Origin of the sequence: Burkholderia sp. 22088 (genome assembly GCF_052045915.1) — a bacterium.
Lineage (GTDB): Bacteria > Pseudomonadota > Gammaproteobacteria > Burkholderiales > Burkholderiaceae > Burkholderia > Burkholderia cepacia.
The window spans coordinates 452,262-477,643 of sequence record NZ_JBQEPY010000003.1 but is presented as its reverse complement, the minus strand read 5'-3'; the positions used below and the strand labels follow the sequence as shown (position 1 = coordinate 477,643).

Sequence of the window (25,382 nt, the reverse complement as noted above, 5' to 3'; positions counted from 1 at the left end):
GTGTCCCCGGTCAAATCCGCAGAAAAAGGGGAGTGTCATCACTCCCGCAAATGATGGTCATGCGGCGCGCGGCCGTGCCCGCGCGCCCGGCATGCCGTCACCGCTCGATCTGCCGGTTCCAGCGCGTATCCCACTGCGCGCGGCGCGCGTTGATCGCGGTCCAGTCGACCACGGTCACCTTGCGCACGAGATCGTCGACATTGCCGAGGCTCTGTTGCATCGCGGCGGGCATCTTCGCGAGACGGTTGGTCGGAATCTGCTTGCCGGCCTCGGCCGCCTTCGTCTGCGCGGGCGCGGACAGCAGGAACTGCGCGAGCTTCTGCGCGAGCTGCGGATCGGGATTGTTCGCGACCACGCACAGGTCGACGAGCAGCAGCACGGGGCCCTCCTTCGGGTTCGCGTAGGCGACGGGGATGCCCTTGTCCTGCAGGTCGCCGACGCCGGTCGGCGTGAGCGGGAACAGGCCGGCTTCGCCGGTCTGCACCATCTCCGAGATCTTCGCCGAGTTCGGGATGTACTCGACGACGTTCGGCCCGACCGTGCTTGCCCACTTGCTGAAGCCGGGCTCGACGTTCTGCTCGTTGCCGCCGAGCAGCCGGTTGATCGCGAGGAAGCCGTGCAGCCCGAACGTGCTGCTGGATGCCGACTGGAACACGACCTTGCCCTTGTATTTCGGATCGGCGAAATCCATCCACGACGTCGGCGGCGTCCAGCCTTTCTCGGCGAACAGCTTCTTGTTGTACGCGATGCCGGTCATCCCGAGCTGCACGCCCGCGCCGACGTCGTCCTTCATCCGCGCGAACGGATACAACTCCTTCAGCACCGGCGAATCGTCGAGCTTCTGGCACACGCCGAGGCTGACCGCGCGCGCCATCACGCCGTCGTCGAGGAACGCGACGTGGATCTGCGGCTTGTTGCGGTTCGCGAGCAGTTTCGCGAGCAAGTCCGACGACGTGCCGGGCACGACGACGACCTTCACGTTGTTCGCCTTCTCGAAGTCGGGCAGCACCTGGCTCGTGTAGGCCTTCTCCATCGGGCCGCCATTCATGCCGACGTAGATCGTCTTCGTTTGCGCGAACGCGGGCGCACCGGCACCTGCGATGCAGAGGGCGGCGGCCGCCGCGATCGTTCCGGGCAGTTTCATTTGTGGGTCTCCTCTTGACGGAAAGGGGCGGTCGGCTCGGCTTCGCGGAAGAAGCGGCCGATCGAGAATGCATCGAGCGGGGTGGCGGTTTCGCCGGTCGTGACGAGATCGGCGAGCACGTCGCCGACGCCCGGCGCGAGCAGGAAGCCGCCGCCGGAAAAGCCGAACGCATGAAGCAGGCGCGGCGTCGTGCGGCTCGCGCCGATGATCGGGTTGTGGTCGGGCGTGCAGCCTTCGACGCCGCTCCACGTGCGGATCAGCAGTGCGTCACGCAGCGCAGGCAGCAGCGCGCAGGCATCGCGCATCACCGCGCGCGTCGTATCGACCGACGGCTGGCCGAATTCGCCGTCGCCGCGGCCGCGCCCGCCGCCGATCACGCAGTTGCCGCGCGCGACTTGCCGCGCATACACGCCGCCGCCGTACACGCCGAGGTTGTGCGTGATGAACGGCGGCAGCGGTTCGGTCACCCACATGTTCGGGTAGATCGGCTCCATCGGCACGGCTTCGCCGAAGCGTTCGGCGATCGTGTTCGCCCACGCGCCGGCCGAGTTGATCAGCCACGTCGCGGTGCAGGCGCGGCCGCCTGCCTGAAAGTGAAAGCGCGTGCCGTCGTGGTGAACGTCGTCGACGGGGGTGTGCTCGAACACGTCCGCGCCCGCCGCGCGGGCCGCGCGCGCGAACGCGGGCGACACGAGGCGCGGGTTGGCGTGACCGTCGGTCTCGCACAGCGAGCCGCCGAGCGCCGCACGGCCGAGCCACGGGTAGCGGCGCCGGAACGCATCGCCGCGCATCACCTGCAGCGGCAGGCCGTATTCGCCGGCGAGCGTCGCGTAGGCATCGAGCGCGTCGAGATCGGCGTCGCTGCGCGCGAGCCGCAGGTGACCCGACACGACGAATTCGCCGTCGATGCCGATCAGTTCGGGCAGGCGATCCCAGATTCGCCGCGCACGCAGCGCGAGCGGCAGCTGTTCGGCGGGCCGGCCCTGGCAGCGCACGCCACCGTAGTTCACGCCGCTCGCCTGCGCACCGCAATCGCGCCGCTCGAACAGCCCGGTGCGCAAGCCGCGTCGCGTCAGCGCGAGTGCGGCCGACGCGCCGACGAGGCCGCCGCCGACGATCGCGACGTCGTAATGCCGGGTCTCATTCATCGCGTGCCTCGTCGGGAATCGCCGCGACATCGTCGCCCGCCAGCGCGGCCGAGATCGGGAACGGCTTCACGGGCGGTTGCGCACGCAACCGGCCGACGTCGGCGAGCGGGCGACCGGTTTCGGCGGCCAGCAAGAGCGCGGCCGCGTCGCCGCACATGCGGCCCTGGCAGCGGCCCATTCCGACGCGCGTCAGCGCCTTCAGCCGGTTCAGTTCGGTTGCCGCGCCGTCGCGGACGCAGCGGCGCAGCGTCCCTGCATCGACCTCCTCGCAACGGCACACGATCGTGTCGTCCGCGCAGCGTGCGGCCTGCTCGACCGGCGGCGCGAACGCCGCTTCGAGGCCCGCCCGGAATGCGCCGACGCGCGCGAGCGTGCGTTCGAGCGTCGCCCCGTCGGGTTTGCCGGCGGGCGCGGGCGACGCGATGCCGGCGTCGTCGAGCAACGCGAGTGCCGCGCGCCGGCCCGATGCCTCGGCCGCGTCGGCGCCCGCGATGCCCGCGCCGTCGCCGGCGACGTAGAGGCCGCGCACCGACGTACGGCCGGCCGCGTCGCGCTCGGGCAGCCATGCGCGGTTGAGCGGGTCGAACCCGAACCGGCAGCCGGCGAGATCGGCGAGCTGCGTTTCGGAGCGCAGGCCGAAGCCGAGACCGAGCGCGTCGCAGTCGAGCAGGCGCGGCGGTGCGCCGTCACCGGCGGCGCGCCATGCGATTCCCGTCACGTGCGGGTCGCCGAGCACGCGCTCGAGCGTGACGCCCGTTTCGATCGCGACGCCGTGCGCGCGCAGCCAGCCGATGTAATAGAGCCCCTTCGCGAAGGTCGACGGCATGCGCAGCAGCGCGGGCGCGGCAGCGGCCTGGCGGCGCAGCGGGCTCGTGTCGAGCACGGCCGCGACCTGCGCGCCGGCCTTCGCATACTGGTAAGCGACGAGGTAAAGCAGCGGGCCCGTGCCCGCGAACACGATGTGCCGGCCGATCGCGCAGCCCTGCGCCTTCAGCGCCACTTGCGCGCCGCCGAGCGTATAGACGCCCGCGAGCGTCCAGCCCGGCACGGGCAACAGGCGGTCGGTCGCGCCGCTCGCAATGATCAGGTGCGAGTAGGGCACCGTCACTTCGCGGCCATCCTGCAGCGTGTCGACGCGGCCCGCACCGCATGACCAGGCAAGCGTATTCGGCCGGTAGTCGACATGCGGCAGCAGCGCGGCCATCGTCCGGTGCACGGCGTCGGCCTTCGTGGCCTCGAAGCCGTACAGCGTGCGCTTGCCGCGCGCGAAGGCGCCGTCGGCCGGCGGCTGCCGGTAGATCTGTCCGCCCCAGCGCGCGTTCTCGTCGATCACGACCGGGCGCAGCCCCGCGTCGACCAGCGCTTCGGCCGCGCGTACGCCGGCCGGCCCCGCGCCGACGATCACCGGTTGCAGTGCGGCGGTCACGATGCGTCTCCGGTCGCGGCCGGCCGGGCGGACGTGAGAATCCGCATGCCTTCGGCGATCGGCGTCGAGCATGCGCGCACGCGCGCACCGGTTTCGGTGCGCACCCAGCAGTCCTGGCACGCGCCGATCAGGCAGAAGCCCGCGCGCGGCTGGCCGCTGAATTCGCTCACGCGCACGCGGCGCTGCGCAACGAGGATCGCGGTGAGCACGGTGTCGCCGGCGAGCGCGAGCGCGGGGCGGCCGTCCAGCGTGAACGCGACGGCGGCACGTTCGCGTTCGGCGACGCGCACGAACTGCGCACCGTCGTCCGGGATGCCGGTGGAACGGGAAACGGAAGTCGTCATCAGTGTTGGCCGATCAGGATGCGGTTCAGGCCGTATACGCGATCGAGCAGCAGCATCGCGCCGGCGGTGATGAAGATGACGAGCGCGGACACCGACGCCATCATCGGGTCGATCGACTCGGTCGCATACATGTACATGCGCACCGGCAGCGTGACCGTCTGCGGCGACGTGACGAAGATCGACATCGTCAGTTCGTCGAAGCTGTTGATGAACGCGAGCAGCCAGCCGCCGGTGATGCCGGGCACGATCATCGGCAGCGTGATGCGGCGAAAGGTCGTCCACGGGTCCGCGCCGAGCGAGCATGCGGCTTGCTCGATGCTGCGGTCGAGGCCCGCGACGGACGCGAGCACGAGCCGCATCACGAACGGCGTGATGACGACCATGTGCGCGAGCACGAGCCATGCGAACGAGCCGGTCGCGCCGATCAGCGCGAAGAAGCGCAGCAGCGCGATGCCGAGCACGAGGCCGGGAATCACGAGCGGCGACAGCAGCAGCCCGTTCAGGAACGCGCGGCCGGGAAACGTCGCGCGGCCGATGGCGAGGCCCGCCGGCAGCGCGATCGCGAGCGACAGCGTCGCCGACGCGAACGCGAGCTTCACGCTGTTGAAGAACGCGGTGACGAAGTCGGGATAGTCGAGGATCGCGCGGAACCAGCGCAGCGACAACCCGTGTGTCGGCAGTGTCAGCGTCTCGTCGGGCGTGAACGCGACGAGCACGACGATCACGAGCGGCGCGAGCACGAACAGGATCACGAGCGTGTGGAAGGCGAGGGCAAAGGGGCCGTTCTTTCTCATCGCGATGCGCCTCCGAGGCTGCGCGCGTAGCGGCGTTCGAGCACGCGGTAGTAAGTGAGCATCACGACGAGGTTCGCGACCAGCAGCAGCACGGCGATCGTCGCGCCGAGCGGCCAGTTCAGCGAGCCGAGGAATTCGTCGTAGACGGCCGTGGCCGCGACCTTCAGCCGGCGTCCGCCGAGCAGGCCCGGAATCGCGAACGCGCTCGCCGACAGCCCGAACACCATCAGGCTGCCCGACAGCACGCCCGGCATCAGCTGCGGCAGCACGATGCGGCGCAGCGTCGTGAACGGCGATGCGCCGAGCGACAGCGCCGCATGCTCGGTCTGCGGATCGAGCCGCTGCAGCGCGGTCCACACCGGGATCACCATGAACGGCAGCATCACGTGCACCAGCGCGATCACGATCGCGAAGGTCGTGTATTCGAGCTTGTACGGCCCGAGGCCGACGAGCCCGAGCGCCTGGTTCACGAGCCCGCTCGTGTTCAGCAACATGCTCCAACCGAACGCGCGCACGACGACCGACACCAGCAGCGGCGCGAGGATCGCGAGCAGGAACAGCGAGCGCCACGGGTCGCGCATTTTCGACAGCACGTACGCCTCCGGCGTGCCGATCGCGACGCAGATCGCGGTGGTCAGCGCGGCGATGCCGAACGTGCGCGCGAAGATCGTGTGGAAGTACGACGAGCCGAGCACTTCCGCGTAGTTGCCGAACTGGAACGCGGCGATCGGGCCGGTGGCCGGATCGAAGCGGTAGAACGTCAGCATGAACGTCATCGCGAGCGGCACGAGCACGAGCGCGGCAAACAGCGCGAACGCGGGCGCGCACATCAGCCACAGCGGCGCATGCGCGCGCCACGTCGCGCGCATCGTGTGCGCGGCGGCGGCGCGTGCCGGTGCGGCGTCGGCGGAAACCGCGACCGGGCGGGCGAGCGCGGCCGGCGCGCCGTCGGTCGGGAGCGGACGGGTAGGCTGTCCCATTCAGGCCTCCCGGCGCATCACGCGAACCGCGTCGCTGTGCCAGTCGATCCCGACCGGCGCGCCTTCCGCGAGCGGCTCCGCCCCTTCGTTCTGGCAGCACACGAGCACTTCGCCGAGCGCGCTGTCGACGCGGTACAGCCACTGGCTGCCGAGGAAGAAGCGGCTCGTGACGGTCGCGGCGAAGCGGCCCGCGTCGGGCGAGCACAGCCGCAGCTTCTCCGGGCGGATGCAGACCGACACCGCATCGCCCACGCGCACGTCGCGCTCGCGCGGCGGCAGATGCGCGGTGCGGCCGGTCTCGGCGAGATCGTGACCGAGGTCGATGCGGATCGCGTCGCCGTCGTGCGCGACGATCGTGCCGGGCAGCAGGTTCGCCTTGCCGATGAACTGCGACACGAAACGGTTCTCCGGGCGTTCGTACGCGCGGTACGGCGTATCGGTCTGCGTGATGCGGCCGGCTTCCATCACGACCACGCGATCGCTGATCGACAGCGCTTCCGACTGATCGTGCGTGACCATGATCGTCGTCGTGCCGATCTTGCGCTGGATCGCGCGCAGCTCGAACTGCATGTCCTCGCGCAGCTTCGCGTCGAGGTTCGACATCGGTTCGTCGAGCAGCAGCACCGGCGGCTCGATCACGACCGCGCGCGCGATCGCGACGCGCTGCCGCTGGCCGCCCGACAGCTCGCGCGGGAAGCGGTGCGCGAGCGCGTCGAGACGCACGAGCGCGAGGGCCGCGCGGATGCGCTCGGCGCGCTCGGCCTTGTCGACGCCGCGCATGTCGAGGCCGAAGCCGACGTTCTCGGCGACGCTCATGTGCGGAAACAGCGCATAGCTCTGGAACACGATGCCGAGCCCGCGCCGGTTCGGCTTCAGGTGCGTGATGTCCTGCCCGTCGAGCGCGATGCGGCCGCGCGTGACGTCGACGAAGCCCGCGATCATCTGCAGCGTGGTGGTCTTGCCGCAGCCGGACGGCCCGAGCAGCGACACGAATTCGCCTTGTTCGACCGACAGGTTGACGTCGGCGACGGCGGTGAGCTCGCCGAAGGTTTTCGTCAGATCCGTAAGCGTGAGAAACGACATGGGAAGCTCCGGGTTCGCACACCGCGTGGCCGGTGTACCGATGTGGCGGACTCTAGCCAGCCATATTTCGGCGCGTCAATTTCGAATTCTGATGAACGGGAGGAATTTCGGAAAAATTCCATTGACCGGAACGGTTGGCGAAATCGCGGGCGGATCGTTCCGTTGAATGAGGCGTGGCCGAGCCGCGAAATGCACGCGTCAATCCCGTGCACACCCGGATGCCCGTGGAATTTCGGCGGGACGACAATGGAGGCTACCGTATTCCGTTCAATGAAATCATCGAGGAGAGCCGGCATGCAGGAACCCCATTCGACCGGAACGTCGCCGGCCGCACGCGCGCCGCGCCCGGACGAGGACGCCGTCGATGCGGCCGGCGCACCGGGCACCGGCATGCTGCAGCGCGCGTTCGCGATCCTGCGCGCGCTGGCCGGCATGCAGCAGGACGGCGTGCGCGTCACGCATCTGGCAAAGGCCGTCGGCCTCACGCAGGGCACCGCGCACCGGATCCTGCAATCGCTGATCGCGGAAGGGATGGTCGAACAGGACGAGCAGTCGAAGCTGTACCGCCTGAGTGTCGATTTCTTCGCGCTCGCCGCGCAGGCCGGCAACCCGAGCAGCATGCGCACGTTGTGCCGTCCCGCGCTGCTGAGGCTGTGCGCAAGCCTCGGCGAGACCATCTTCCTGCTCGTGAAGAGCGGCTTCGACGCCGTGTGTCTCGACCTGTGCGAAGGGCCGTTTCCGATCCGTTCGTTTACCGGCGACATCGGCGGCCGCATCGCGCTCGGTGTCGGACAAGGCAGCCTTGCGATCCTCGCGTTCCTGCCGGAAGCCGAACGCGAGGAAGTGATCCGCTTCAACGTGCCGCGCATTCGCGGCTACGGCGTGCTCGACGAGGTGTACCTGCGTACCGAGATCGAACGCGTGCGGCAGCTCGGCTACGCGGGCCGCAACAGCGGCGTGCTCGACGGGATGGCCGGTGTCGCGGTGCCGATCCTCGATCGCACTGGCTATCCGGTCGGCGCGTTGAGCGTCGGCACGCTCGCGTCACGCCTCGGTGACGACCGGATGCCGATGGTCGTCGAACTGCTGCGGCGCCAGGCCGACGCGATCGGGCCACGTACCAATCCGTTCGATGCCGCGTTGCGGCGGCCGATGCACGGGCTGTCAGGGAAAACCGTATAACCGCCTCGCGCGTCGCCGTTTCGTCAGCTTGCTTACGCAAGCCATTCACGTCCGATCAAAACGTACCGCGTCCAGCGGGCCTGCGTGCTTTCGTTTCCCTTGCGGGGTCGCGCGACCCCCGCTCATTTTCCCTCCATCGCCTCTCATTCGATTTTCAACTGCCGGCCAGTTGAACATTTCATTTCTTGATGTGATTGCGGCTGGATACCATCCAGCGACTGTCTATACAACCCGGTCGGGATGCATGGGCAGGACCAACAAAACACAACATCGATGAGCAGGTTTGGAGAGGAGATGATGGAGATGGTGCGAATGAAGGGTGGGAAGACGGGCGCCGCGATCGCTATGTTGTTTGCCGGCGCCGCGCACGCGCAGTCGACGGTGACGCTGTACGGGATCGTCGACGCGGGGGTGACCTACACGAACAACGCGAAGGGCCATTCGCTGTGGCAGTTCACGGGCGGCAACGAATCGGGGCCGCGCTGGGGCTTGATCGGCTCCGAGGATCTCGGCGGCGGCCTGAAGGCGAACTTCCGCCTCGAGAACGGCTTCAACGTCGCGAACGGCGCGCTCGGGCAGGGCGGCCGGATGTTCGGGCGCTCGGCGTGGGTCGGCCTGAGCGGCGCGAACTGGGGCGCGGTGACGCTCGGCCGCCAGTACAACTCGACGCAGGACATCCTCGGCTCGCTGCAGATGAGCAGCTTCCTCGCGCAGTACTCGACGCACCCGTTCGACAACGACGACATCAACAACACGTTCCGTCTCAACAACGCGGTGAAGTACGTGTCGCCGACGATCGCGGGCCTGCAGGCGAACCTCGTATACGGCTTCTCGAACTCGACCGGTTTCGCGAACGACAACAGCTGGAGCGCGGGCGTCACGTACGTGAACGGGCCGCTCAACGCGGGTGCCGCGTATGCGCGCGTGAACCATCCGGCGGTCAGCGCGAGCGGCGCAGTTGCTTCGGATAACTACTATCCGTCGTCGGCGTCGGTGTTCGGTGCGCGCCTCGGGAGCGCGATCCGCCAGCAGATCTGGGGGGCGGGCGGCAGCTACGCGATCGGGCCGGCAACGCTCGGCCTGCTGTACACGGGCTCGAACTTCGGCCAGGCGACGGGCGGCGCGCTGCGTTTCAACAACTACGAAGGCAGCCTGCGCTACATGGTCACGCCCGCGCTGATGGCGGCGGCCGGCTACACCTATACGCAGGTCGCGCGCGCCGGCGAAAGCGGCCATTACCACCAGGTATCGGCCGGCGTGCAGTACCTGCTGTCCAAGCGCACCGACGTGTACGTGAACGGCTTCTACCAGAAGGCGTCGTCGGGTGTCGGCCAGGCATGGATCGACGGCACCGACAGCGCGTCGACGACGACGTCGCAGGTGGCGGTGGTGGTCGCCATCCGCCAGAAGTTCTGATGTTCTGACGCACACGCGCGTCTTCCGGAGGAGGCACTCATGAAACTGAAACTGTTGCTGGCGGCGTTGCCGTTCGTCGGGATGTATGCGGGCGGCTCGCTCGCCGAGGCGCGTCCGCTGCTGTTCGGGCTGCCGTTCCTGCTCGTCTGGAACCTGGTCTGGATGGCGGCCACGGCCGCGATTCTCGCAATCCTGTTCCATCTCGACGAGCGCGATGAGCGAGACGCGCGCGACGCGGCCCGCGCCGGCCGCTCGGGAGACGCGCGATGAACGCGTCGATCGTCATCATCGCGGCGTTCGCCGTGTTCGCGCTCGCCATCGGCGTGATGGCGCGCCGCGGCCGCAAGCTCACGCTCGAGCAGTGGGCGGTCGGCGGGCGCGGCTTCGGCTCGCTGCTCACGTTCCTGCTGATGGCCGGCGAGGCGTTCTCGACGTTCTCGTTCCTCGGCGCGAGCGGCTGGACCTACAGCAAGGGCGTGCCCGCGTTCTACATCCTGTCGTACGGCTGCCTCGCGTTCGTGATCGGCTACTGGATGTTGCCGGCGATCTGGCGTTACGCGAAGGCGCACGGGCTCGTGTCGTTCGCCGACTACTTCGCGTCGAAGTACGACAGCCGCGCGATCGGCGTGCTGGTGTCGATCGTCGCGGTGTTCGCGATGGTGTCGCTGCTGATGATCCAGTTGCGCGGGCTCGGCGTGATCGTGTCGGAGATGTCGTACGGGCTGATTCCGCAGGCGGCTGCGATCTGGATCGCCGCGACGCTGATGGCCGTGTACATGGTCGTGTCGGGCATCCACGGCTCGGCGAGCATCGCGATCTTCAAGGACGTGCTGATCCTCGCGATCGCGATCTTCCTCGGCCTGTACCTGCCGATGCACTACTACGGCGGGCTCGGCGAGATGTTCGCGAAGATCGACGCCGCGCATCCCGAACTGCTGCGCATGCCGGAGCACGGCTTCAACCTGAGCTGGTACAACTCGACGATCCTGCTCACGTCGCTCGGCTACTACCTGTATCCGCACGGCTTCACCGCGATCTACGTCGCGAAGGACGAGCGCGCGCTGCGCCGCAACGTGATCCTGATGCCGCTGTACCAGGTGCTGATCGCGTTCCTGTTCCTCGTCGGCTTCGCGGCCGTGATGACCGTGCACGGGCTCGAAGGCGCACAGACCGATCTCGCTTTGCTGCGGCTCGTGAAGCAGACGTTCCCTGCGTGGTTCGTCGGCATCGTCGGCGGCACGGGGCTGCTCACCGCACTGGTGCCGGGGTCGCTGATCATGCTGAACGCATCGACGACGATCGCGCGCAACATCTACCGCGAAGGCTTCGCGCCGAACGCGACCGACCGCGAGGTGACACGCGTCGCGCGCATCGCGCTGCCGATCTTCACGCTGGTGGTCGTCTACTTCGTGCTGCGCGGCGGCGCGACCTTCGTCACGCTCGCGATCTTCTCGTCGAGCCTGCTCACGCAGCTCGTGCCGATGCTCGCCTCGAGCTTCCTGAAGCGGCCGTTCGGCACGCGCGAAGGCGCGTTCGCGGGCATCGTCGCCGGCGCGATCGTGATCGCGATGACGAACTACTATGGCGTGACGCTCGCGTCGCTGTTCCCGGGCGCGTCGAACACGCTGACGTCGATCAACCCGGGGCTCGTCGCGCTCGCGGTGAACGCGCTGGTGTTCGTCGTGATCAGCGCGGTGCAGCGCAAGCTGAAGGCGCGGGTCGCCGCGCCGGTCGGTTCGGCGTGACGGTTTTTCGGGCATGACGCCGTCGCCGGGCCGCCGGGGTTTCGCGCGGCGGCCCGGCCGCTCGGCCACTCTCGGCCACTGGATGGCAGCAAGGCCAATCGAACCACAACAGGACACGGAACAATGACTACCGAGGACAAGCGAGGGGGCACGCGAGAGGACGACCGCGAAGCGATCGACACGCTGATCGCGAACGGCTGCGTGATCACGATGGACCCGCAGCGGCGCGTGATCGAGAACGGCGCGGTCGCGGTCAAGGGCGAGCGCATCGTCGCCGTGGGCGGCACCGATGAACTGCAGGCGCGTTACCGTGCCGCGCGCACGATCGATGCGCGCCGCAAGGCAGTGCTGCCGGGCCTGATCGATGCGCATGCGCACGCGGGCCACGCGATGCTGCGCACGATCGGCGGCGCGGACGGCGATGCGTGGTCGGCAGCGGCCGAGACGATCTACACGCGCGCGTCCGACGAGGCGTTCTGGGAGGCCGAATCGCATCTCGCCGCGCTCGAGCGCCTGAAGGCCGGCGTGACGACCGGCGTGTCGCTGCTCGGCGGCGGCAATTCGATCATGCGCGTCGACGATCCGGTCTACGCGCGGCGCCATTGCGACGCGGTCGTGCGCACCGGTACGCGCTCGATCGTCGCGGTCGGCCCGTCGCGGCCGCCCGCGCCGCGTGCCTATACGCGCCACACGCCGGAGGGCAGCGACACGCGCGACATCGGTTTCGACACGATGTTCGACGTATGCGAGCGCATCGTCGACGAATGCCACGGCGATGCCGACGGCCGGATCCGCATCGCGCTCACGCTGCCCGTATACGGGCCCGAACACGATCCCGAGCTTGCGCGGTACGAGCACGACTTTCGCGACCAGGCCGCACGCTACGGCGCGCTCGCACGCGAGCGCGGGCTGACGTTCACGCAGGACGGCCACCGCGCGGGCACGCTCGCGTTCGCGCATCGCGAGCTCGGCTTGCTCGGCCCGACGTCGTTCATGTCGCACAGCATCGACCTGACCGACGACGACATCGCGGCGTGCGTCGAGACGGGCACCGCGATCGTCCACAACCCGAGCGCGATCATGTCGATCATCGGGCGCTGCCCGGTGCCCGAGCTGATCGATGCGGGCGTGACGGTGGCGATCGCGTCGGACGGTGCGGCGCCCGATCGCGGCTACGACATGTTCCGCCACATGTGGCAGTGCATGCATTACCACCGCCGGCATTTCCGCGACCCGGACGTGCTGCCGCACGGCAAGGTGCTGGAGATGGTGACGATCGACGCGGCGAAGGCGCTGTCGATCGATCACGAGGCCGGTTCGCTCGAAGCCGGCAAGCTCGCCGACATCATCCTCGTCGACCTGTTCCGGCCGCACATGATGCCGATGAACATGCCCGTGTATCGCGTGACGTGCTTCGCGAACGCGGCCGACGTGTGCATGACGATGGTGGGCGGACGGGTGCTGATGGAGGATCGGCGCGTGTTGTCGGTCGACGAGAGCGCGGTGCTCGAACGGGTCAACGAAGTCGCGGCAATCACGATCGAGCGCAGCGGGTTGCGTCATTTGCTCGACGAGCCGAAGACGCTGTGGGGGCGCAGCCGCTATTGAGCGGGCGGGTGGACGTTGTCGTGCGGTGGCGGGTTGGCGTGGCCGGCCTGTTCGTTCGGCAACGCCGCCGAATCGTTGGTGATGCTCCGGTCTGCCGACTCCAGTGTGGCCGGAATAACGACCGCATGGAATCTGTGCCATCGAGAGCGATCGTTGGCCTACTTCGTTCGCGACCGATAGAGCGTCGGCCAGTCGCCTCCTTGAACGCCGCCACACGTTTTCTGCTGCGACACAGTCGACATCCGGAACGCATGGCCGTCCCAGATCCAGCTGGCCTGAAAGCCGCAATCGGCCAGCCCGCGTCCCTTGCCGAAGGTGGACAGCGTGCCGGTAGCCGGGTCGAAGTCCGGTTCGACCAGTGAAGGGTCTGAAAAGCTCCCTTCAGGAATCGGCAGCTTGACGGGCTCCGGTTTTCCGCCGCCGATACGCGGGGCGATGAACACATCCGACGAACCCTGGTAGGCGCCCATGATGCATGGAAGAAACACGAGCGCGTTGTGCTTGTCGAGTGCATACGCTGCTTCATGGAGATAGCGCGACGCATTCTCCTCGCAACTGCTGGCATCCCGGATTCGTTTCGCGCGCGCGATCAGGTGTTCTTCTTCTTGATCGGACAACTGCGACGTGATCTTCCGCTTCGGTACGACGGGCAGTGACGGAGCAGGTGTGACCTGCGACGCAGGGGCAGGCCCCTTGCGGATCAACGCGGTAGTTCCCCCGATGCGCCCTTGCCGGTCATCGATACGCAGCAGCGCGGCGACCATGCCATCGAGCGGAACATAAGCGTCTGCATCCTCGCCGAACTGAAGCTTCGTGCCGTTGCGAAGCCGTGAGACGAAGGCCGCCACGGCCGCCGGTCGCGTGGTCGACAAAGTCGCTATCCCGTCGTCGAATTTCTCGCTCCAGGCCGAGTCGTCCAGCCGCAGCGGCGCGTCGTCGACGCGCAGGTCATCGAGATTGATGCTGGTGTTGGTGGCGACGCTCAGCCGTACCGTGAGCGCGCCGTTCGGCCCGGCTGAGCGAATGAAGCGCAAGTCTGCGCCGGTCTCGCCATCGTTCGCGAGACCCTTCGCCTCGCAGGTCAAACCGTTGTCGCAGGCGACCAGCCATGACTTGTAGGTGTCGTAGCTGGGCGCGCCGGGTGCCTGGGCAGGCGCTGCGCTGGCGGCGAGCGGCATGGCCGCGGTGGCGAAAAGCGCGACGAGCGCCGTGCCCACCGCAATGGCGCGAGTCTTCATGTGCTTCCACGGAGTTGAGGATGACGTGAATCGTAACGCAAGCGATGCGCCGGAAATGAAAGCATCCCGGAGTGGTGCTGCCTGAGTCGACGCAAAGGTCGAATCGTTTTACACACGTGCGCCTGACCATTTTTCGTTCCGGTTGCGTCGCAAACCCCGGATACTGTTCGATTGATTGCAACGCGCCGGCATGCCCGCGCCGGGGCCGGTTGTAACATGCGTGGTGGTGAATCGGAGCAACCCTGACGGAGCAAACACATGGAGCCGGTAGGTATCTATGCTTCTGTATCGATTGGCAGGACACAGTTGAGCCGATTCTATGCCGACTGGGGCGATGCGCTGATCGACGATGTTCGATGCATCCTGGGCATCAAGCCGGGGCTGCAGCCGGACAGTCAGGGCGGATTCGTGGATCCGGCAACCGGGTGGTATCACCATCCCGGCAACAAGCTGGTCATCCGGTATGACGCGGACACGGCGACGCTGTTCTATTTCTACCAGCTCGAATTACGCGATCCGGACAGCATGGCCGGCGTTCCATCCTTTCAGGCATTCACCCGCATTGCTGGGTATCGGGACGAAGCCGATGCGGACTATGTCGCGTTCTCGCCGAGTGCGCCGAATTTCCTGAGCGACCGGCTCTGGCGTGTCTATCAATTCACGCATGACGGGCTGCGCACGATTGCGATCGATGCACTTCCGGGCGATCGACAATGCGAGATGGACAGGTTGTCCTGGCAATACTACTGGGGGCCGATCGAAGCGATGTTCCAGAGGGCGGACCGACGCGAGGACGTTTCCTATTTCAATCACTTCTTTCCGCAGCATTGCCTTGATCGGCAGCTTCTGTCCTTGCTGAATGTCGACATGCCTATCGACGATCCGCGAATGACGCCGGCGCCTTATCCGCGCGGTTACTGAAGGCGCGTCAATCGCACCGCGTCTCGATCCACCGCCTCAGCGCCGATAGATGAATTCCAGATCGGTCGATTCCCCGACCTTGAAATCGTACGTACCGACACGCGTGAACCCTGCCTTCTCATAGAAGGCAATCGCCTTCGCGTTGCCGGACCACACGCCAAGCCATACCGGGCCGGGCCGCTCCGTTGCCAGATAGTCCAGTGCGGAGTCGAACAGGGCTCGCCCGGCGCCGGTTCCTTGCGTACCGCGCCGAAGGTAGATCTGATGGATCTCGCCCGAACCTTCTGCGACGTCCGGGTGCGGGAGCTTGCACGGCCCCGCGTGCGCATAGCCCACCAGCGTGCCGTCGTCGCTTTCAGCGACCCATGTGCGGCATTCGGGATCGTTGAGCTGGTCCGTGATCGTTTCTACCGAGTAGGTTCGAGCCTCGTACGCAGCCAGGTCGTTCGGCGGGTAGTCGATGCCGAATCCGTCCTGAAGAAAGGTTTCGCGAAACGTGTCGCGTTTCAATTCGGCAAGCGGGATGGCATCGGACAGGGTTGCAACGCGGATCAACATGAAGGATGGCTCGGTTCGTTGGTCGGGCAGACAGTTTAGCCCGGGTGAAGTCGGGCTCGCGCGCATCCGGTCGACCCGCGTGTACGGCGTGTGAAAGGTTGGGGGGAGCCTGACCGTCTCGGCGATCCGCACCACACGCTCCGTGGCCATGTCGATGACGAAGACGGTGGTTGACCTTCGGCGGACATGCTAGGATTTTCCGCAAACAACCTCGGAGACTGCCATGCCGTTCATCTGCGAAAACGTTGAATGCCGCGCCGTACTCGCTCGCGGGCAGGTCAGGCCCCATCAGGAGGACGCGGGCTGGTGCTTCTACTGCCCGGACTGCAAAGCCAGGAACGAGTTGATGTACGTCGACACGGCCGGCGGTGCTGTCGAACTGATTCAGCCGGAGCGCGCGAGCCCGCCGCACAAGGTGGTGGCGACGGCTCGACCGCTGGAGGACGGCAAGTACGCAGCGCAGCTGAGCGTTCAGCGGGCGCTTGCCGTGAAGGGGACGTATGCGGCCGAGGAACACTGGGATCAGCTCGGTGTGTTCGGCGACGCGCAGGAAGCCGTCGAGCATGCGAGGTCTTTCGCGACCGACCTACTGCAGCGAGCGGCGTAGTCGATATCGTTCGGTTAACGAAGAAGAGGCGTGCGCATTCATGCGTGACGCCTCTTCGTGTTGTCCGCTACGCGTCCGTCAGTTGTAGATATCGAACGAGAAATACTTCTTCGCGATCCGCTGGTACGTCCCGTCCTGGATCAGGCTCGCAAGCGCCTGGTTGATCTGCGTACGCAGCGCGTCGTCATCCTTGCGCACGCCGATCGCCGAACCCACGCCGAGCGTCTTCGGGTCGTGCAGCGGCGGCCCCGCGAATTCGAAGTTCGCGCCCTTCGCGGTTTTCAGGAAACCGAGGTCGGCCTGCACCGACGATTGCAGCGATGCATCGAGCCGTCCCGACAGCAGGTCCTGGTAGACGAGATCCTGCGTCTGGTACGTGCGGACGATCACGCCCTTCGGCTCCCAGTACGTGCGCGCGTAAGTCTCCTGCGTCGAACCCTGCTCGACGCCGACGCTCTTGCCCCGCAGCGATTCGGGCGTCGGCTGCAGGTTCGAGCCGCGCCGCGCGACGAGCCGGGGCGGAACGTTGTTGATCTTGTCGGTGAATGCGATCTGCGCGAGGCGCTTCTCGGTCACGCTCATCGACGACAGCACGCCGTCGAACTTGCGCGCCTTCAGCGCCGGGATCATCCCGTCGAACGCGTTCTCGACCCACACGCAGCGCACCTTCATCCGTTCGCAGATCGCATTGCCGAGATCGATGTCGAAACCGACGAGCTTGCCGTCGGGCGCGAGCGATTCGAACGGCGCATAACTGGGGTCGACGCCGAGGCGCAGGACTGCCGGGTCCTTCGCGGCGGCGGCGCCTGCCGTCAGCGCGAGCGCAATGGCGAGAACGAGCTTTTTCATGATTGTCTCCAATACCGGTCGATGTTGTATGTGGTGAAGCGAACTGGCGGCCGACAGGCGTGACTGCCCGCGCCCGGCCACGCGCGGGGGCGGCTGGACGCTTTGCCGGAAGCGGCCGGCGAAGCGTCCGGATTCGAAAGGGGGCTTTAGCGGGCGGCGCCGGTGAGGCGCGCCATGCTGTGCCGGTAGCCGGCGGGCGAGAACACGGCGTTCAGCGCGGCCATCGCGGCGATCACGCCGAGATGCATCCACCAGGCGGTCGCGAAGCCGCCGCCCGCGTCGCGCAGCCAGCCGATCAGCCAGGGGCTCGCCGCGACGGTCAGGAAGCCGATGCCCTGCACGAACGCGGCGAGCGCGCCCGCGAGCCGCGCATCGGGCAGGTGGTCGAGCGTGACGATCAGGCTCATCGAGAAGAAGCCCCCGAGACCGAGGCCGACGCATGCGACCCAGAACCACGGCGCGAACGCCGGCAGCGTCGCGAACCCGGCGAAGCCGGCCGCCTGCAGCGCGAGCGTGAGCCACAGCACGGCGCGGCGGTCGGGCGAACCTTTGGCGAGCAGCGGCATCGCGAGCGCGCCGGTCGCCTGGAACAGCGCCATCCACGCGAGCAGGTTGCCGCTCGCTTGCGGGCTCATGCCGATGCTGCGGTAGAACGCGGGCAGCCATGCGACGAGGCTGGCGTAGCCGCTGTTGCTGAGCCCGAAGAACAGCGCGAGCTGCCACGCGCGCGGAATGCGGGCGAACGCGGCGAGCGGCGCTGTCGCGGCCGTCGCGTGCGCGGCGTCGGGCGGTGCCTTCGCGCGCCACAGCGCGAGCGTGACGAGCGCGGGCACGGCCCACACGGCGAGCGCGAGATGCCAGCCGCCGTGCGCGGCGAGCCACGGGCTCGCGACCGCGCCGAAGGCGCCGCCGCCGACCAGCGCGGCCGAATAGAGGCCCATCGCGAGCGGCAGCCGGCCGGCGAACCAGCGCTTCGCGAGGCCGGGCACGAGCGCCTGGACCACCGCGACGCCGGCGCCCGCGACGATGGCGGTCGCGATCAGGCCGGCGCTGCCGCCCGTCCACAGGCGCGCCGTGCAGCCTGCCGCGATCAGCGCCAGCGCGACGGTCAGCGCACGCTGCTCGCCGACGCGTCGCGCGAGCCCGACACCGACTCCGGCGACGATACCCATCAGCACGAACGGCAGCGTGGTCAGCAGCGCGGCCGCGCGAAAGCCGAGGCCGGTGTCGGCGCGCACGACGTCGAGCACGGGGCCGAACGCGGTCAGGAGCGGACGCAGGTTGAGGCCGGCCAGCACCAGCAGCGCGAGTGCGCCATAGGACACGGAAGCCGCATGCGGGCGGCGGACAGCTTGCGCAGTGCCGGGGTCGGACATCGGGATGCTCCAGGGAGGGGCCGGTGGCCCTGTGATGCGATGCCGAAAGGGTAAGCGCGCGCTACGCCAGGTGAAAATTAAATATTCGACTGGGAATCAGTGCGGAATGCGATGGCCAGGCGGAGTGGGCTTGCCGTCGGTCATCGAGGCTCGATTGGCTTTGGCGTTGGAGGTGTTGCCCGTCAGAACCCGGGATCGCTGCCCCGAGGCTGACAATCGACGCGCCGATAGTGACGGCGCGTCGCACAATCAAGGAGATTCGTCGTTTGTTGAAGAGGGCGATTGTTACGCGAATCGCTAAATTTCGTATTTCTCGCGGGCCGCGACAAGCGCCCGAATGCGCGCGCGATCGTCCGCCGTCTCCGGCGTAAAGATCACGAGCGTCTGGTCGGGCCGGCCGCTCACGGCGAACGCCGAGTATTCGAGTGCGATTCGCCCGACGGCAGGATGGTGGATCTCCTTGGTCCCTTCCTCGTGCGAGCGGATATCGTGGTCGCGCCACAGCGCGTCGAACTCGGCGCTCGTCGCGCGCATTTCGTCCACGAATGCCTGCACGGCCTGCGTCGCGCCGCCGCGCGCGACGTCGGCGCGAAACGCGCCCACCGCGAACTGCGCGACGCGTGCCCAATTCGCTTGCACGCCGCGCACGTGCGGATCGACGAAGATGAGCCGCAGGATGTTGCGCCGTTCCGGCGATAGCGTCGCGTAGTCGGTCAGCGTCGCGGCCGCCGCGTTGTTCCACGCGACGACGTCCCACGTCGCCGAGCGCACGATCGCGGGGCTCGCGTCGAGCGAATCGAGCACGTGCTGCACGCGCGGCGACACGTGGTCGGTCGCGTGATAGCGCACCTCGGGCGGATGGCCGACACCGATCAGGAACAGGTGCTCGCGTTCGGCATCGTTCAGCAGCAGCGCGCGGGCGAGCCGGTCGAGCACGTCGGCCGACGGCGCGCCGCCGCGCCCCTGTTCGAGCCACGTGTACCACGCGGCACTCACATGCGCGCGCTGCGCGACTTCCTCGCGCCGCAGGCCCGGCGTGCGGCGCCGCGTGGCTGGCAGCCCGAGCGCGGCGGGGTCGAGTTTCTCGCGGCGGTCCCGCAGGTACGCGCCGAGCAGGTTGTCGGGGGCGTCAGCCATATCCTGTTAGTTCGTTTACCGGTAAACCGTCACGACTTCACCGCGAGCGGCCGTCGACAGATAGTAAGCCTCCATGCCATCCGGAGGTACTGAACATGCGTGTCTTTGTTACTGGAGCGTCGGGATTCGTCGGCTCTGCCGTGGTTGCCGAACTCGTGGCCGCCGGGCACTCGGTGCTCGGCCTCGCGCGGTCCGACGCGGCCGCCGCGTCGGTTGCGGCGGCGGGGGCCGACGTCCATCGCGGGTCGCTGGAGGATCTCGACAGCCTCACGCGCGGCGCCGAAGCCGCCGATGCGGTGATCCACACGGGATTCAATCACGACTTCTCGCGCTTCGCGCAGAACTGCGAACTCGACCGTCGCGCGATCGAGACGATCGGCGCGGCACTCGCGGGCTCGGCGCGGCCGCTGGTCGTCACGTCGGGCCTCGCGCTCGTCGCGCCAGGGCGTGCGGCGACGGAAGACGATCCGCACGTGCCGGTGTCGTCGGTCTATCCGCGTGCGTCGGAAGCGGCAGCGGTCGCCCTGGAGGCGAGCGGCGTGCACGCATCGGTCGTGCGTCTGCCGCCGTCGGTGCACGGCGACGGCGATCACGCCTTCGTGCCGCGCCTGATCGCGTTCGCGAGGGAGAAGGGGGTATCGGCCTTCGTCGGCGATGGCGGCAACCGCTGGCCTGCCGTGCACCGGCTCGATGCGGCGCGCGTGTACCGGCTCGCGGTCGAACGCGGCGCGGCCGGCGCGCGTTATCACGCGGTCGACGATACGGGCGTGCCGTTCCGCGACATCGCGGACGTGATCGGCCGGCGGCTCGACGTGCCGGTCGTCGCGAAAACGGCGGCCGAAGCCGGCGAGCACTTCGGCTGGTTCGCGATGTTCGCGGGGATGGATGCGCCGGCAACGAGTGAGCGCACGCGCGCATCGCTCGGCTGGGCGCCGACGCAGCCGGGGCTGCTGGCCGATATCGACCGGCCGCAGTATTTCGAAGGCTGAGCCGGCGGCGGTCGTGCGGCCGCTTGCAACGGCCGCGCCCGCCGCCCGCGTGACCCCTTTCAGACCGCGACGACGATCTTCCCGACCTGCGCGCCGGCTTCCCTGTATCGATGCGCGTGCACGATGTCGTCGAACGCGCATGTGCAATCGATCAGCGGCTTCAGCGTGCGCGGCCGCCCGCCGGGTCGCGCGTCATTCGACCGGACGCAGATCCTGAAGCAGCGTCGGCACGAGCTCCGACACGGTCGGATGGATGTGCATCGCGCGGCTGATCGTCGTGTACGGCGCACCCGCGGCCATCACGTCGAGCATCCCGTGCACGACTTCATCGCCCGTCACGCCGAGGATCGTCGCGCCGAGGATCGCATGGTTGTCCGCGTCGACGATCACCTTCATGAACCCCAGGCTTTCGCCTTTTTCCACCGCGCGGCCGACACGTGTCATCGGGCGCGTGCCGACGAGCAGCCGGCGGCCCGTCTGCTTCGCTTCCGCGAGCGTCATGCCGACGCGGCCGAGCGGCGGATCGACATACATCGCGTACGCCGTGATGCGGTCGGACACCTTGCGCGGATCGTTATCGAGCAGGTTGGCCGCGACGATCTCGTAGTCGTTGTAAGCGGTATGCGTGAACGCGCCGCGCCCGTTGCAGTCGCCGAGCGCCCAGATGCCGGGCACGTTCGTGCGCAACTGCTCGTCGACCTCGATGTAGCCGCGCGCGTCGGTCGCGACACCGGCACGGTCGAGCCCGAGATCGTCGGTATTCGGCACGCGTCCGACCGCGAGCAGCAGGTGCGAGCCCGCGACCTCGCGGCCGCCGCCCGCGCAGTCGAGGCCGACCGCGATGCCGTCGCCGTCGCGCCGTGCGCTCAGGCAGGTCGCATCGAGCTGCACGTCGATCCCTTCGCCTTCGAGGATCTCGCGCACGGCCTGCGACACGTCCTCGTCCTCGCGGCGGATCAGGCGCGGGCCCTTCTCGACGATCGTGACCCGCGACCCGAAGCGGCGATACATCTGGCCGAATTCGAGCCCGACGTAGCTGCCGCCGACGATCACGAGGTGCGCGGGCAGGAAGTCGACGTCCATCATCGTCGAGTTGGTCAGGTACGGCACCGTGTCGAGGCCCGGCATCGCGGGCACCTGCGCGCGCCCGCCGACGTTGATGAAGATGCGTTCCGCCTCGAGCAGCGCGTCGCCCACGCGCACCGCATCGGCGCGCTCGAAGCGGGCGTGACCCTGAAACACGGTGGTGTTCGCGAGTCCGCGCACCCATTGCTCGACGCCGTGGTTCGAGCGGCCGGAGATCTGGTCCTTGCGCGCCTTCACGGCTTTCATGTCGACGGTGACGGGGCCGCCGACCGACACGCCGTATTCGCCGGCCCGCCGCGCGAGGTGCGCGGCGTACGCGCTCGCGATCAGCGTCTTGGTCGGGATGCAGCCGGTGTTCACGCAGGTGCCGCCGAAGCGGCCGCGCTCGATGATCGCGACCTTCATTCCGGCGGCGGACAGCCGCGCGGCGAGTGGCGGCCCGGCTTGCCCGGTGCCGATGACGATCGCGTCGAAGTGTTGCGTCATGACGTCCTCCTGTGCGGGTGCAGCGAGGGAACGCGTGCGGGCGAGCCGCGTGCGAGGCCGGCGCACGGTCGCGCGACGGCGAGCGCCTATGGTAGTCCTGTTGGCGTGCGCTCGCGAGCGCCGGCGGGGCGGAGGCGGCGACGCGTGCCCGGGCCCGGCCGTACCCGCGCCGGCCAGTGTGCGATGCAAGCGGTCGCGACGCGTTGCGCCGGCCGCGTCAGTCCTTGCGTTGCCACTGACCGAACGACACCGGCCGGTGCGCGTCGGCGCGCGTGACGGTGACGTGATCGGGCTGGTCGTCGAGCGGAAACGATTCGGTGACGATCCGGTTCGAAAACACCCAGCCATGCGTGTGCGGGTCGTAGCGGAACGTCACGTAGTCGGTCCAGTGCTGTCCGCACGCGACGAAGTTCTGCACGGTGAAGTAGCGGCCTTTCACCGCGAAGCCGTTGTCGGCGGCATCGTCGGGATCGAACGGATCGCACTGGCCGCCTTCGTTCGCGCGCAGCACGACCTGGTCATTGCGCGCGGCGAGCCGGAACGCGTGGTCGGCCTGCTCCTCGAAGATCAGCAGCGGGCGCGGCGACGGCTGCTCGCGCGTATCGACCGCCCGGTGCACGACGACGAGGAAGCTGTGCCGTCCGTTGTCGAGATCCGGCCCGGCTTGCGCGAGCAGCGGCTGGTAGCCGGCCGGCAACTGCGCGGCGATCGACTTCGGCAGGTCGCCGGCGCGGGCGCCGGGCGAAAGCGCGGCGAGCAGCGGGGCGAGCACGATGGGCAGGTGGAAAACGCGCATGACGGGGTGTCCGGTCGAAAAGAGGAAGAGGGTGGCCGATCGCGCGGGGCGACAACTCCCGCCCGCGCAACGCGGTGCCCGGCACCGGATTGAACGCGACGGGCGGCGCGGATCTCGATCATGGCGGGCGGCGCGACTGACGGGAAAGAGGGCCAGCATAGCAGCGCAAGGCGGCTTTCGGCCATGCGCGAGGCGTGCCAGAATCGGCGGCTCGACCGTCGGACACGACACGCAGGCGCCGGCGCTTCGGCGTCGCTCACCAAGGAGATTTCGATGACCGCATCGGCTGCCGTACTCGCCATCCTGGCTGCGCTGTTTCTCGGCGCGATGATTCCGGGCCCGAGCTTCGTGCTGGTTGCCCGCAATGCGATCGGGCTGTCGCGCCGCGACGGGCTGGCCACCGCGCTCGGCATGGGCATCGGCGGCATCGTGTTCGGCGGCGTCGCGCTGGCCGGGCTCTATACGCTGCTGCAGGCCGTCGAATGGCTGTACGTGGGCCTCAAGGTGGCGGGCGGCGCGTACCTGATCTACATGGCGTCGAAGATCTGGCGCGGCGCCGACCGGCCGATCGCGATGGACGATCCGCGGGCGATGGGCGGCGGCAGCGCGCGCAAGTCGTTCTGGACGGGCCTCACGACCCAGCTCAGCAACCCGAAGACGGCGATCTGGTACGGCAGCATCTTCGCGGCGCTGCTCCCGCAGCATCCGCCGCTGTGGTGCTATCTGGCGCTGCCGCCGCTCGTGTTCGGCGTCGAGTTCGGCTGGTACACGATCGTCGCGCTGTGTTTCTCCACGCGTCGGCCGCGCGAGCTCTACCTGCGCGCGAAGAAGTGGGTCGACCGCGTCGCGGCCGGCGCGATCACGCTGCTCGGGCTGCGGCTGATCCTGACCGCGCCGAAAGCAGGAATCTGAGCGCTTCCATTCCTGATCTGCATCGCACGGCGGCCGGCCATTCCAGCGGCCGGCCGCCGGCGCGCACCGCGCGTCGGCATCAGGCTTCGCTGAACCGCTCCAGCAGCGCCGCGAACCGCGCGTCGTCGGGAAACACCTTCACTTCATAACGCACCGGGCGATGCCCGGTGGCCGTCATCAGGTCGCCGCACGTGTTCAGCAGCTCGGCCATCGGCACGTAGGCCGACTGTCCGGTCGACTCGCGATGGAGCGCGACGATATCCGTCTCGGGCAGCAGCGTGTGCACGCCGTCGCTCCATACGCCGACGCTGAACAGGCTGCCGTCCTGGCGCTTGTACACCGAGTAGGTCGCCACGAAAACGTCGGTGCCGTCGCGTTCATGCGCGTCGTCGAGGAGCATCCGCTGATCCTGGTAGTCGCCCGCGAGCTCGCCGATGCGCAGCGCGGCCAGCTTCGTGTCGAGCCCTTCCGGCACGAAACGCCGCCACGCGGTGCCGTCCCAGCGCAGCATCAGCGGCGGCAGCGGGCGCGGCTGCGCCTGCGCCTGTTCGGCGAGGTCGACCATGGCGGCGAGCCCGGCCGGATTGCGGTCGCCGGTGAGCAGCAGCACCGCGCGGTTCGGTGCCATCACGACCGGCGCGCCGGCGATCGGCTGCCGGTGGAGCAGGTCGGTCAGCAGCAGCCGCGCCGCGTCGTAGTAATCGTTGAATTGCGACAGGAACACCCCGTTCGGCAGCGCGGCCCACGGCGCCGACGATTCGGCCCGCAGGTTGTCGATCGCGATCTCGCATGCGTCGTCGAACGAGACGCCCCATTTGTCGAGCGTCGAGGTCGGCAGGCGCGCGATGTTGAACTCGCCGTCGTACGCGATGCCGATTTCGATGTTCTCGCACAGCGGCCGGAATGCGAGTTCCGTTACGCCGGGCTGCCCGGCCAGTTGCAGCGCGGTCACGCCGCGCTCGGTCGCGCTGCGGATTATGGGCCGCAGCTGCGCGCGTGCGGCTGCGAAATCCTCGGGGATCTCGTGCTGCATCATCGCGTTCGCCTGCCGTTTCAGCACGGTGTCGCGCTCGGACGGCTTCGCGGCCGCGTAGTCGCGGAACAGGTTGTGCAGGTTGATGATGGTCGACGGAGCATCCGACTGGACGAGACAGCCTTTCTCGTCCTCGTGGCGCCAGGTGCGCGTGTCGCCCGATGCGCGGAGCGTGGCGATCAGGCGTTCGGCGAAGGCCTGCGGGGTCGGCGGTTTGCCGAAACGGTCGCGCAGGCGCGTGACGAGGTTGGCAAGCATCGTGTGCGGTCGGGCCGGGCCCGTTTGTTGTTCGTTGTGGGTCGGTGGCACCCGGTCTCGGGGGCGCAGCCCGCGGCCGGCACGCGTGGCCCGACGGGTGCTGCGATGGTAGCGCAACGCGGCGGGTCTCGGCGGCCCGAATTCGCAACCGGCGGGCGATGCGGCGGCGGGCAAGGGCGGCAGAACCGTCGCGGCAGCAGCCCTCGGCTGCCTGCCAAGCCTTGTGTGGCGGGCGTTCGCGAGTGCCGCACGCGCCACCGGGCGGT

General features: G+C 68.4%; 25 protein-coding genes. 9 read left to right on the top strand and 16 right to left on the bottom strand.

Annotation, left to right across the window (positions count from 1 at the left end):
• Positions 1 to 97 precede the first annotated feature (97 nt).
• Genes ACTJLD_RS08025 through ACTJLD_RS07995 form a run of 7 tightly spaced genes read right to left on the bottom strand, consistent with a single transcriptional unit; the run spans position 98 to position 6,919 of the window.
• The gene (locus ACTJLD_RS08025; RefSeq protein WP_440658489.1) at positions 98 to 1,144 is read right to left on the bottom strand and encodes an ABC transporter substrate-binding protein; all 1,047 of its coding nucleotides are present in this window, start codon (positions 1,142 to 1,144) and stop codon (positions 98 to 100) included.
• Positions 1,141 to 2,292 carry an NAD(P)/FAD-dependent oxidoreductase gene (locus ACTJLD_RS08020; protein ID WP_027790845.1) on the bottom strand — a complete coding sequence of 384 codons (1,152 nt, stop codon included), beginning with the start codon at positions 2,290 to 2,292 and terminating at the stop codon, positions 1,141 to 1,143. Before ACTJLD_RS08020 ends, ACTJLD_RS08025 begins: the two co-directional genes overlap by 4 nt.
• The gene (locus tag ACTJLD_RS08015) at positions 2,285 to 3,718 is read right to left on the bottom strand and encodes an FAD-dependent oxidoreductase (RefSeq protein ID WP_440658488.1); all 1,434 of its coding nucleotides are present in this window, start codon (positions 3,716 to 3,718) and stop codon (positions 2,285 to 2,287) included. Before ACTJLD_RS08015 ends, ACTJLD_RS08020 begins: the two co-directional genes overlap by 8 nt.
• Positions 3,715 to 4,062: a (2Fe-2S)-binding protein gene (locus ACTJLD_RS08010; RefSeq protein ID WP_027790847.1), complete on the bottom strand. Its 348-nt coding sequence runs from the start codon at positions 4,060 to 4,062 to the stop codon at positions 3,715 to 3,717. The genes ACTJLD_RS08015 and ACTJLD_RS08010 overlap by 4 nt, the downstream gene beginning before the upstream one ends.
• A complete protein-coding gene (locus tag ACTJLD_RS08005; protein WP_027790848.1) occupies positions 4,062 to 4,856 on the bottom strand; it encodes an ABC transporter permease in 795 nt (264 codons plus the stop codon). The genes ACTJLD_RS08010 and ACTJLD_RS08005 overlap by 1 nt, the downstream gene beginning before the upstream one ends.
• Entirely contained in the window at positions 4,853 to 5,836 is a 984-nt protein-coding gene (locus ACTJLD_RS08000; protein ID WP_027790849.1) for an ABC transporter permease, read from the bottom strand. The genes ACTJLD_RS08005 and ACTJLD_RS08000 overlap by 4 nt, the downstream gene beginning before the upstream one ends.
• Positions 5,837 to 6,919, bottom strand: a complete 1,083-nt coding sequence (locus ACTJLD_RS07995; protein ID WP_059693777.1) for an ABC transporter ATP-binding protein — start codon at positions 6,917 to 6,919, stop codon at positions 5,837 to 5,839.
• Positions 6,920 to 7,213: 294 nt separating this feature from the next.
• On the opposite strand from ACTJLD_RS07995, the gene ACTJLD_RS07990 reads away from it, so the two are divergent.
• From ACTJLD_RS07990 to ACTJLD_RS07970, 5 genes are all read left to right on the top strand, one after another.
• On the top strand, positions 7,214 to 8,101 hold the full coding sequence (locus ACTJLD_RS07990; protein WP_059653728.1) for an IclR family transcriptional regulator: 888 nt from the start codon (positions 7,214 to 7,216) through the stop codon (positions 8,099 to 8,101).
• A gap of 312 nt (positions 8,102 to 8,413) precedes the next feature.
• Positions 8,414 to 9,517, top strand: a complete 1,104-nt coding sequence (locus tag ACTJLD_RS07985; protein WP_440658525.1) for a porin — start codon at positions 8,414 to 8,416, stop codon at positions 9,515 to 9,517.
• Between the two features lie 39 nt (positions 9,518 to 9,556).
• Positions 9,557 to 9,787 carry a DUF3311 domain-containing protein gene (locus ACTJLD_RS07980; RefSeq protein WP_027790853.1) on the top strand — a complete coding sequence of 77 codons (231 nt, stop codon included), beginning with the start codon at positions 9,557 to 9,559 and terminating at the stop codon, positions 9,785 to 9,787.
• A complete protein-coding gene (locus ACTJLD_RS07975) occupies positions 9,784 to 11,262 on the top strand; it encodes a sodium:solute symporter family protein (RefSeq protein ID WP_059693778.1) in 1,479 nt (492 codons plus the stop codon). Before ACTJLD_RS07980 ends, ACTJLD_RS07975 begins: the two co-directional genes overlap by 4 nt.
• 123 nt (positions 11,263 to 11,385) lie before the next feature.
• Positions 11,386 to 12,870, top strand: a complete 1,485-nt coding sequence (locus ACTJLD_RS07970; RefSeq protein WP_440658486.1) for an amidohydrolase family protein — start codon at positions 11,386 to 11,388, stop codon at positions 12,868 to 12,870.
• A gap of 158 nt (positions 12,871 to 13,028) precedes the next feature.
• Here ACTJLD_RS07970 and ACTJLD_RS07965 read toward each other — a convergent pair whose 3' ends face one another.
• The gene (locus ACTJLD_RS07965) at positions 13,029 to 14,108 is read right to left on the bottom strand and encodes a DUF1176 domain-containing protein (protein WP_440658485.1); all 1,080 of its coding nucleotides are present in this window, start codon (positions 14,106 to 14,108) and stop codon (positions 13,029 to 13,031) included.
• Between the two features lie 258 nt (positions 14,109 to 14,366).
• Here ACTJLD_RS07965 and ACTJLD_RS07960 point away from each other — a divergent pair, with 258 nt between their 5' ends.
• Complete coding sequence (locus ACTJLD_RS07960) at positions 14,367 to 15,029, top strand: hypothetical protein (protein WP_440658484.1); 663 nt, start codon at positions 14,367 to 14,369, stop codon at positions 15,027 to 15,029.
• A 36-nt stretch (positions 15,030 to 15,065) separates the two neighbouring features.
• On the opposite strand, the gene ACTJLD_RS07955 is transcribed toward ACTJLD_RS07960, so the two are convergent.
• Complete coding sequence (locus ACTJLD_RS07955; RefSeq protein WP_027790858.1) at positions 15,066 to 15,587, bottom strand: GNAT family N-acetyltransferase; 522 nt, start codon at positions 15,585 to 15,587, stop codon at positions 15,066 to 15,068.
• A 223-nt stretch (positions 15,588 to 15,810) separates the two neighbouring features.
• Between ACTJLD_RS07955 and ACTJLD_RS07950 the strand changes: the two genes are divergently transcribed.
• Positions 15,811 to 16,194 carry a hypothetical protein gene (locus ACTJLD_RS07950; RefSeq protein WP_059693783.1) on the top strand — a complete coding sequence of 128 codons (384 nt, stop codon included), beginning with the start codon at positions 15,811 to 15,813 and terminating at the stop codon, positions 16,192 to 16,194.
• A gap of 78 nt (positions 16,195 to 16,272) precedes the next feature.
• On the opposite strand, the gene ACTJLD_RS07945 is transcribed toward ACTJLD_RS07950, so the two are convergent.
• From ACTJLD_RS07945 to ACTJLD_RS07935, 3 genes are all read right to left on the bottom strand, one after another.
• On the bottom strand, positions 16,273 to 17,043 hold the full coding sequence (locus ACTJLD_RS07945; RefSeq protein WP_027790860.1) for an ABC transporter substrate-binding protein: 771 nt from the start codon (positions 17,041 to 17,043) through the stop codon (positions 16,273 to 16,275).
• 146 nt (positions 17,044 to 17,189) lie between these two features.
• Entirely contained in the window at positions 17,190 to 18,419 is a 1,230-nt protein-coding gene (locus tag ACTJLD_RS07940) for a cyanate transporter (RefSeq protein ID WP_440658483.1), read from the bottom strand.
• A 297-nt stretch (positions 18,420 to 18,716) separates the two neighbouring features.
• A complete protein-coding gene (locus ACTJLD_RS07935) occupies positions 18,717 to 19,556 on the bottom strand; it encodes a helix-turn-helix transcriptional regulator (RefSeq protein WP_027790862.1) in 840 nt (279 codons plus the stop codon).
• A 95-nt stretch (positions 19,557 to 19,651) separates the two neighbouring features.
• Between ACTJLD_RS07935 and ACTJLD_RS07930 the strand changes: the two genes are divergently transcribed.
• Entirely contained in the window at positions 19,652 to 20,545 is an 894-nt protein-coding gene (locus tag ACTJLD_RS07930) for an SDR family oxidoreductase (RefSeq protein ID WP_136469345.1), read from the top strand.
• A gap of 59 nt (positions 20,546 to 20,604) precedes the next feature.
• On the opposite strand, the gene ACTJLD_RS07925 is transcribed toward ACTJLD_RS07930, so the two are convergent.
• The 3 genes from ACTJLD_RS07925 to ACTJLD_RS07915 all read right to left on the bottom strand — a co-directional run bounded on the left by ACTJLD_RS07925 (position 20,605) and on the right by ACTJLD_RS07915 (position 22,913).
• Positions 20,605 to 20,835 carry a zinc-binding dehydrogenase gene (locus ACTJLD_RS07925; RefSeq protein ID WP_440658481.1) on the bottom strand — a complete coding sequence of 77 codons (231 nt, stop codon included), beginning with the start codon at positions 20,833 to 20,835 and terminating at the stop codon, positions 20,605 to 20,607.
• Positions 20,738 to 22,117, bottom strand: coding sequence for an FAD-containing oxidoreductase (locus tag ACTJLD_RS07920; RefSeq protein ID WP_334046203.1), 1,380 nt, complete (start codon positions 22,115 to 22,117; stop codon positions 20,738 to 20,740). The genes ACTJLD_RS07925 and ACTJLD_RS07920 overlap by 98 nt, the downstream gene beginning before the upstream one ends.
• Before the next feature lie 217 nt (positions 22,118 to 22,334).
• Positions 22,335 to 22,913, bottom strand: coding sequence for a hypothetical protein (locus ACTJLD_RS07915; protein WP_222215119.1), 579 nt, complete (start codon positions 22,911 to 22,913; stop codon positions 22,335 to 22,337).
• 273 nt (positions 22,914 to 23,186) lie between these two features.
• Between ACTJLD_RS07915 and ACTJLD_RS07910 the strand changes: the two genes are divergently transcribed.
• Positions 23,187 to 23,825, top strand: a complete 639-nt coding sequence (locus ACTJLD_RS07910) for a LysE family translocator (protein ID WP_440658480.1) — start codon at positions 23,187 to 23,189, stop codon at positions 23,823 to 23,825.
• A 79-nt stretch (positions 23,826 to 23,904) separates the two neighbouring features.
• Here ACTJLD_RS07910 and ACTJLD_RS07905 read toward each other — a convergent pair whose 3' ends face one another.
• The gene (locus tag ACTJLD_RS07905) at positions 23,905 to 25,116 is read right to left on the bottom strand and encodes a hypothetical protein (RefSeq protein WP_440658479.1); all 1,212 of its coding nucleotides are present in this window, start codon (positions 25,114 to 25,116) and stop codon (positions 23,905 to 23,907) included.
• Positions 25,117 to 25,382 lie beyond the last annotated feature (266 nt).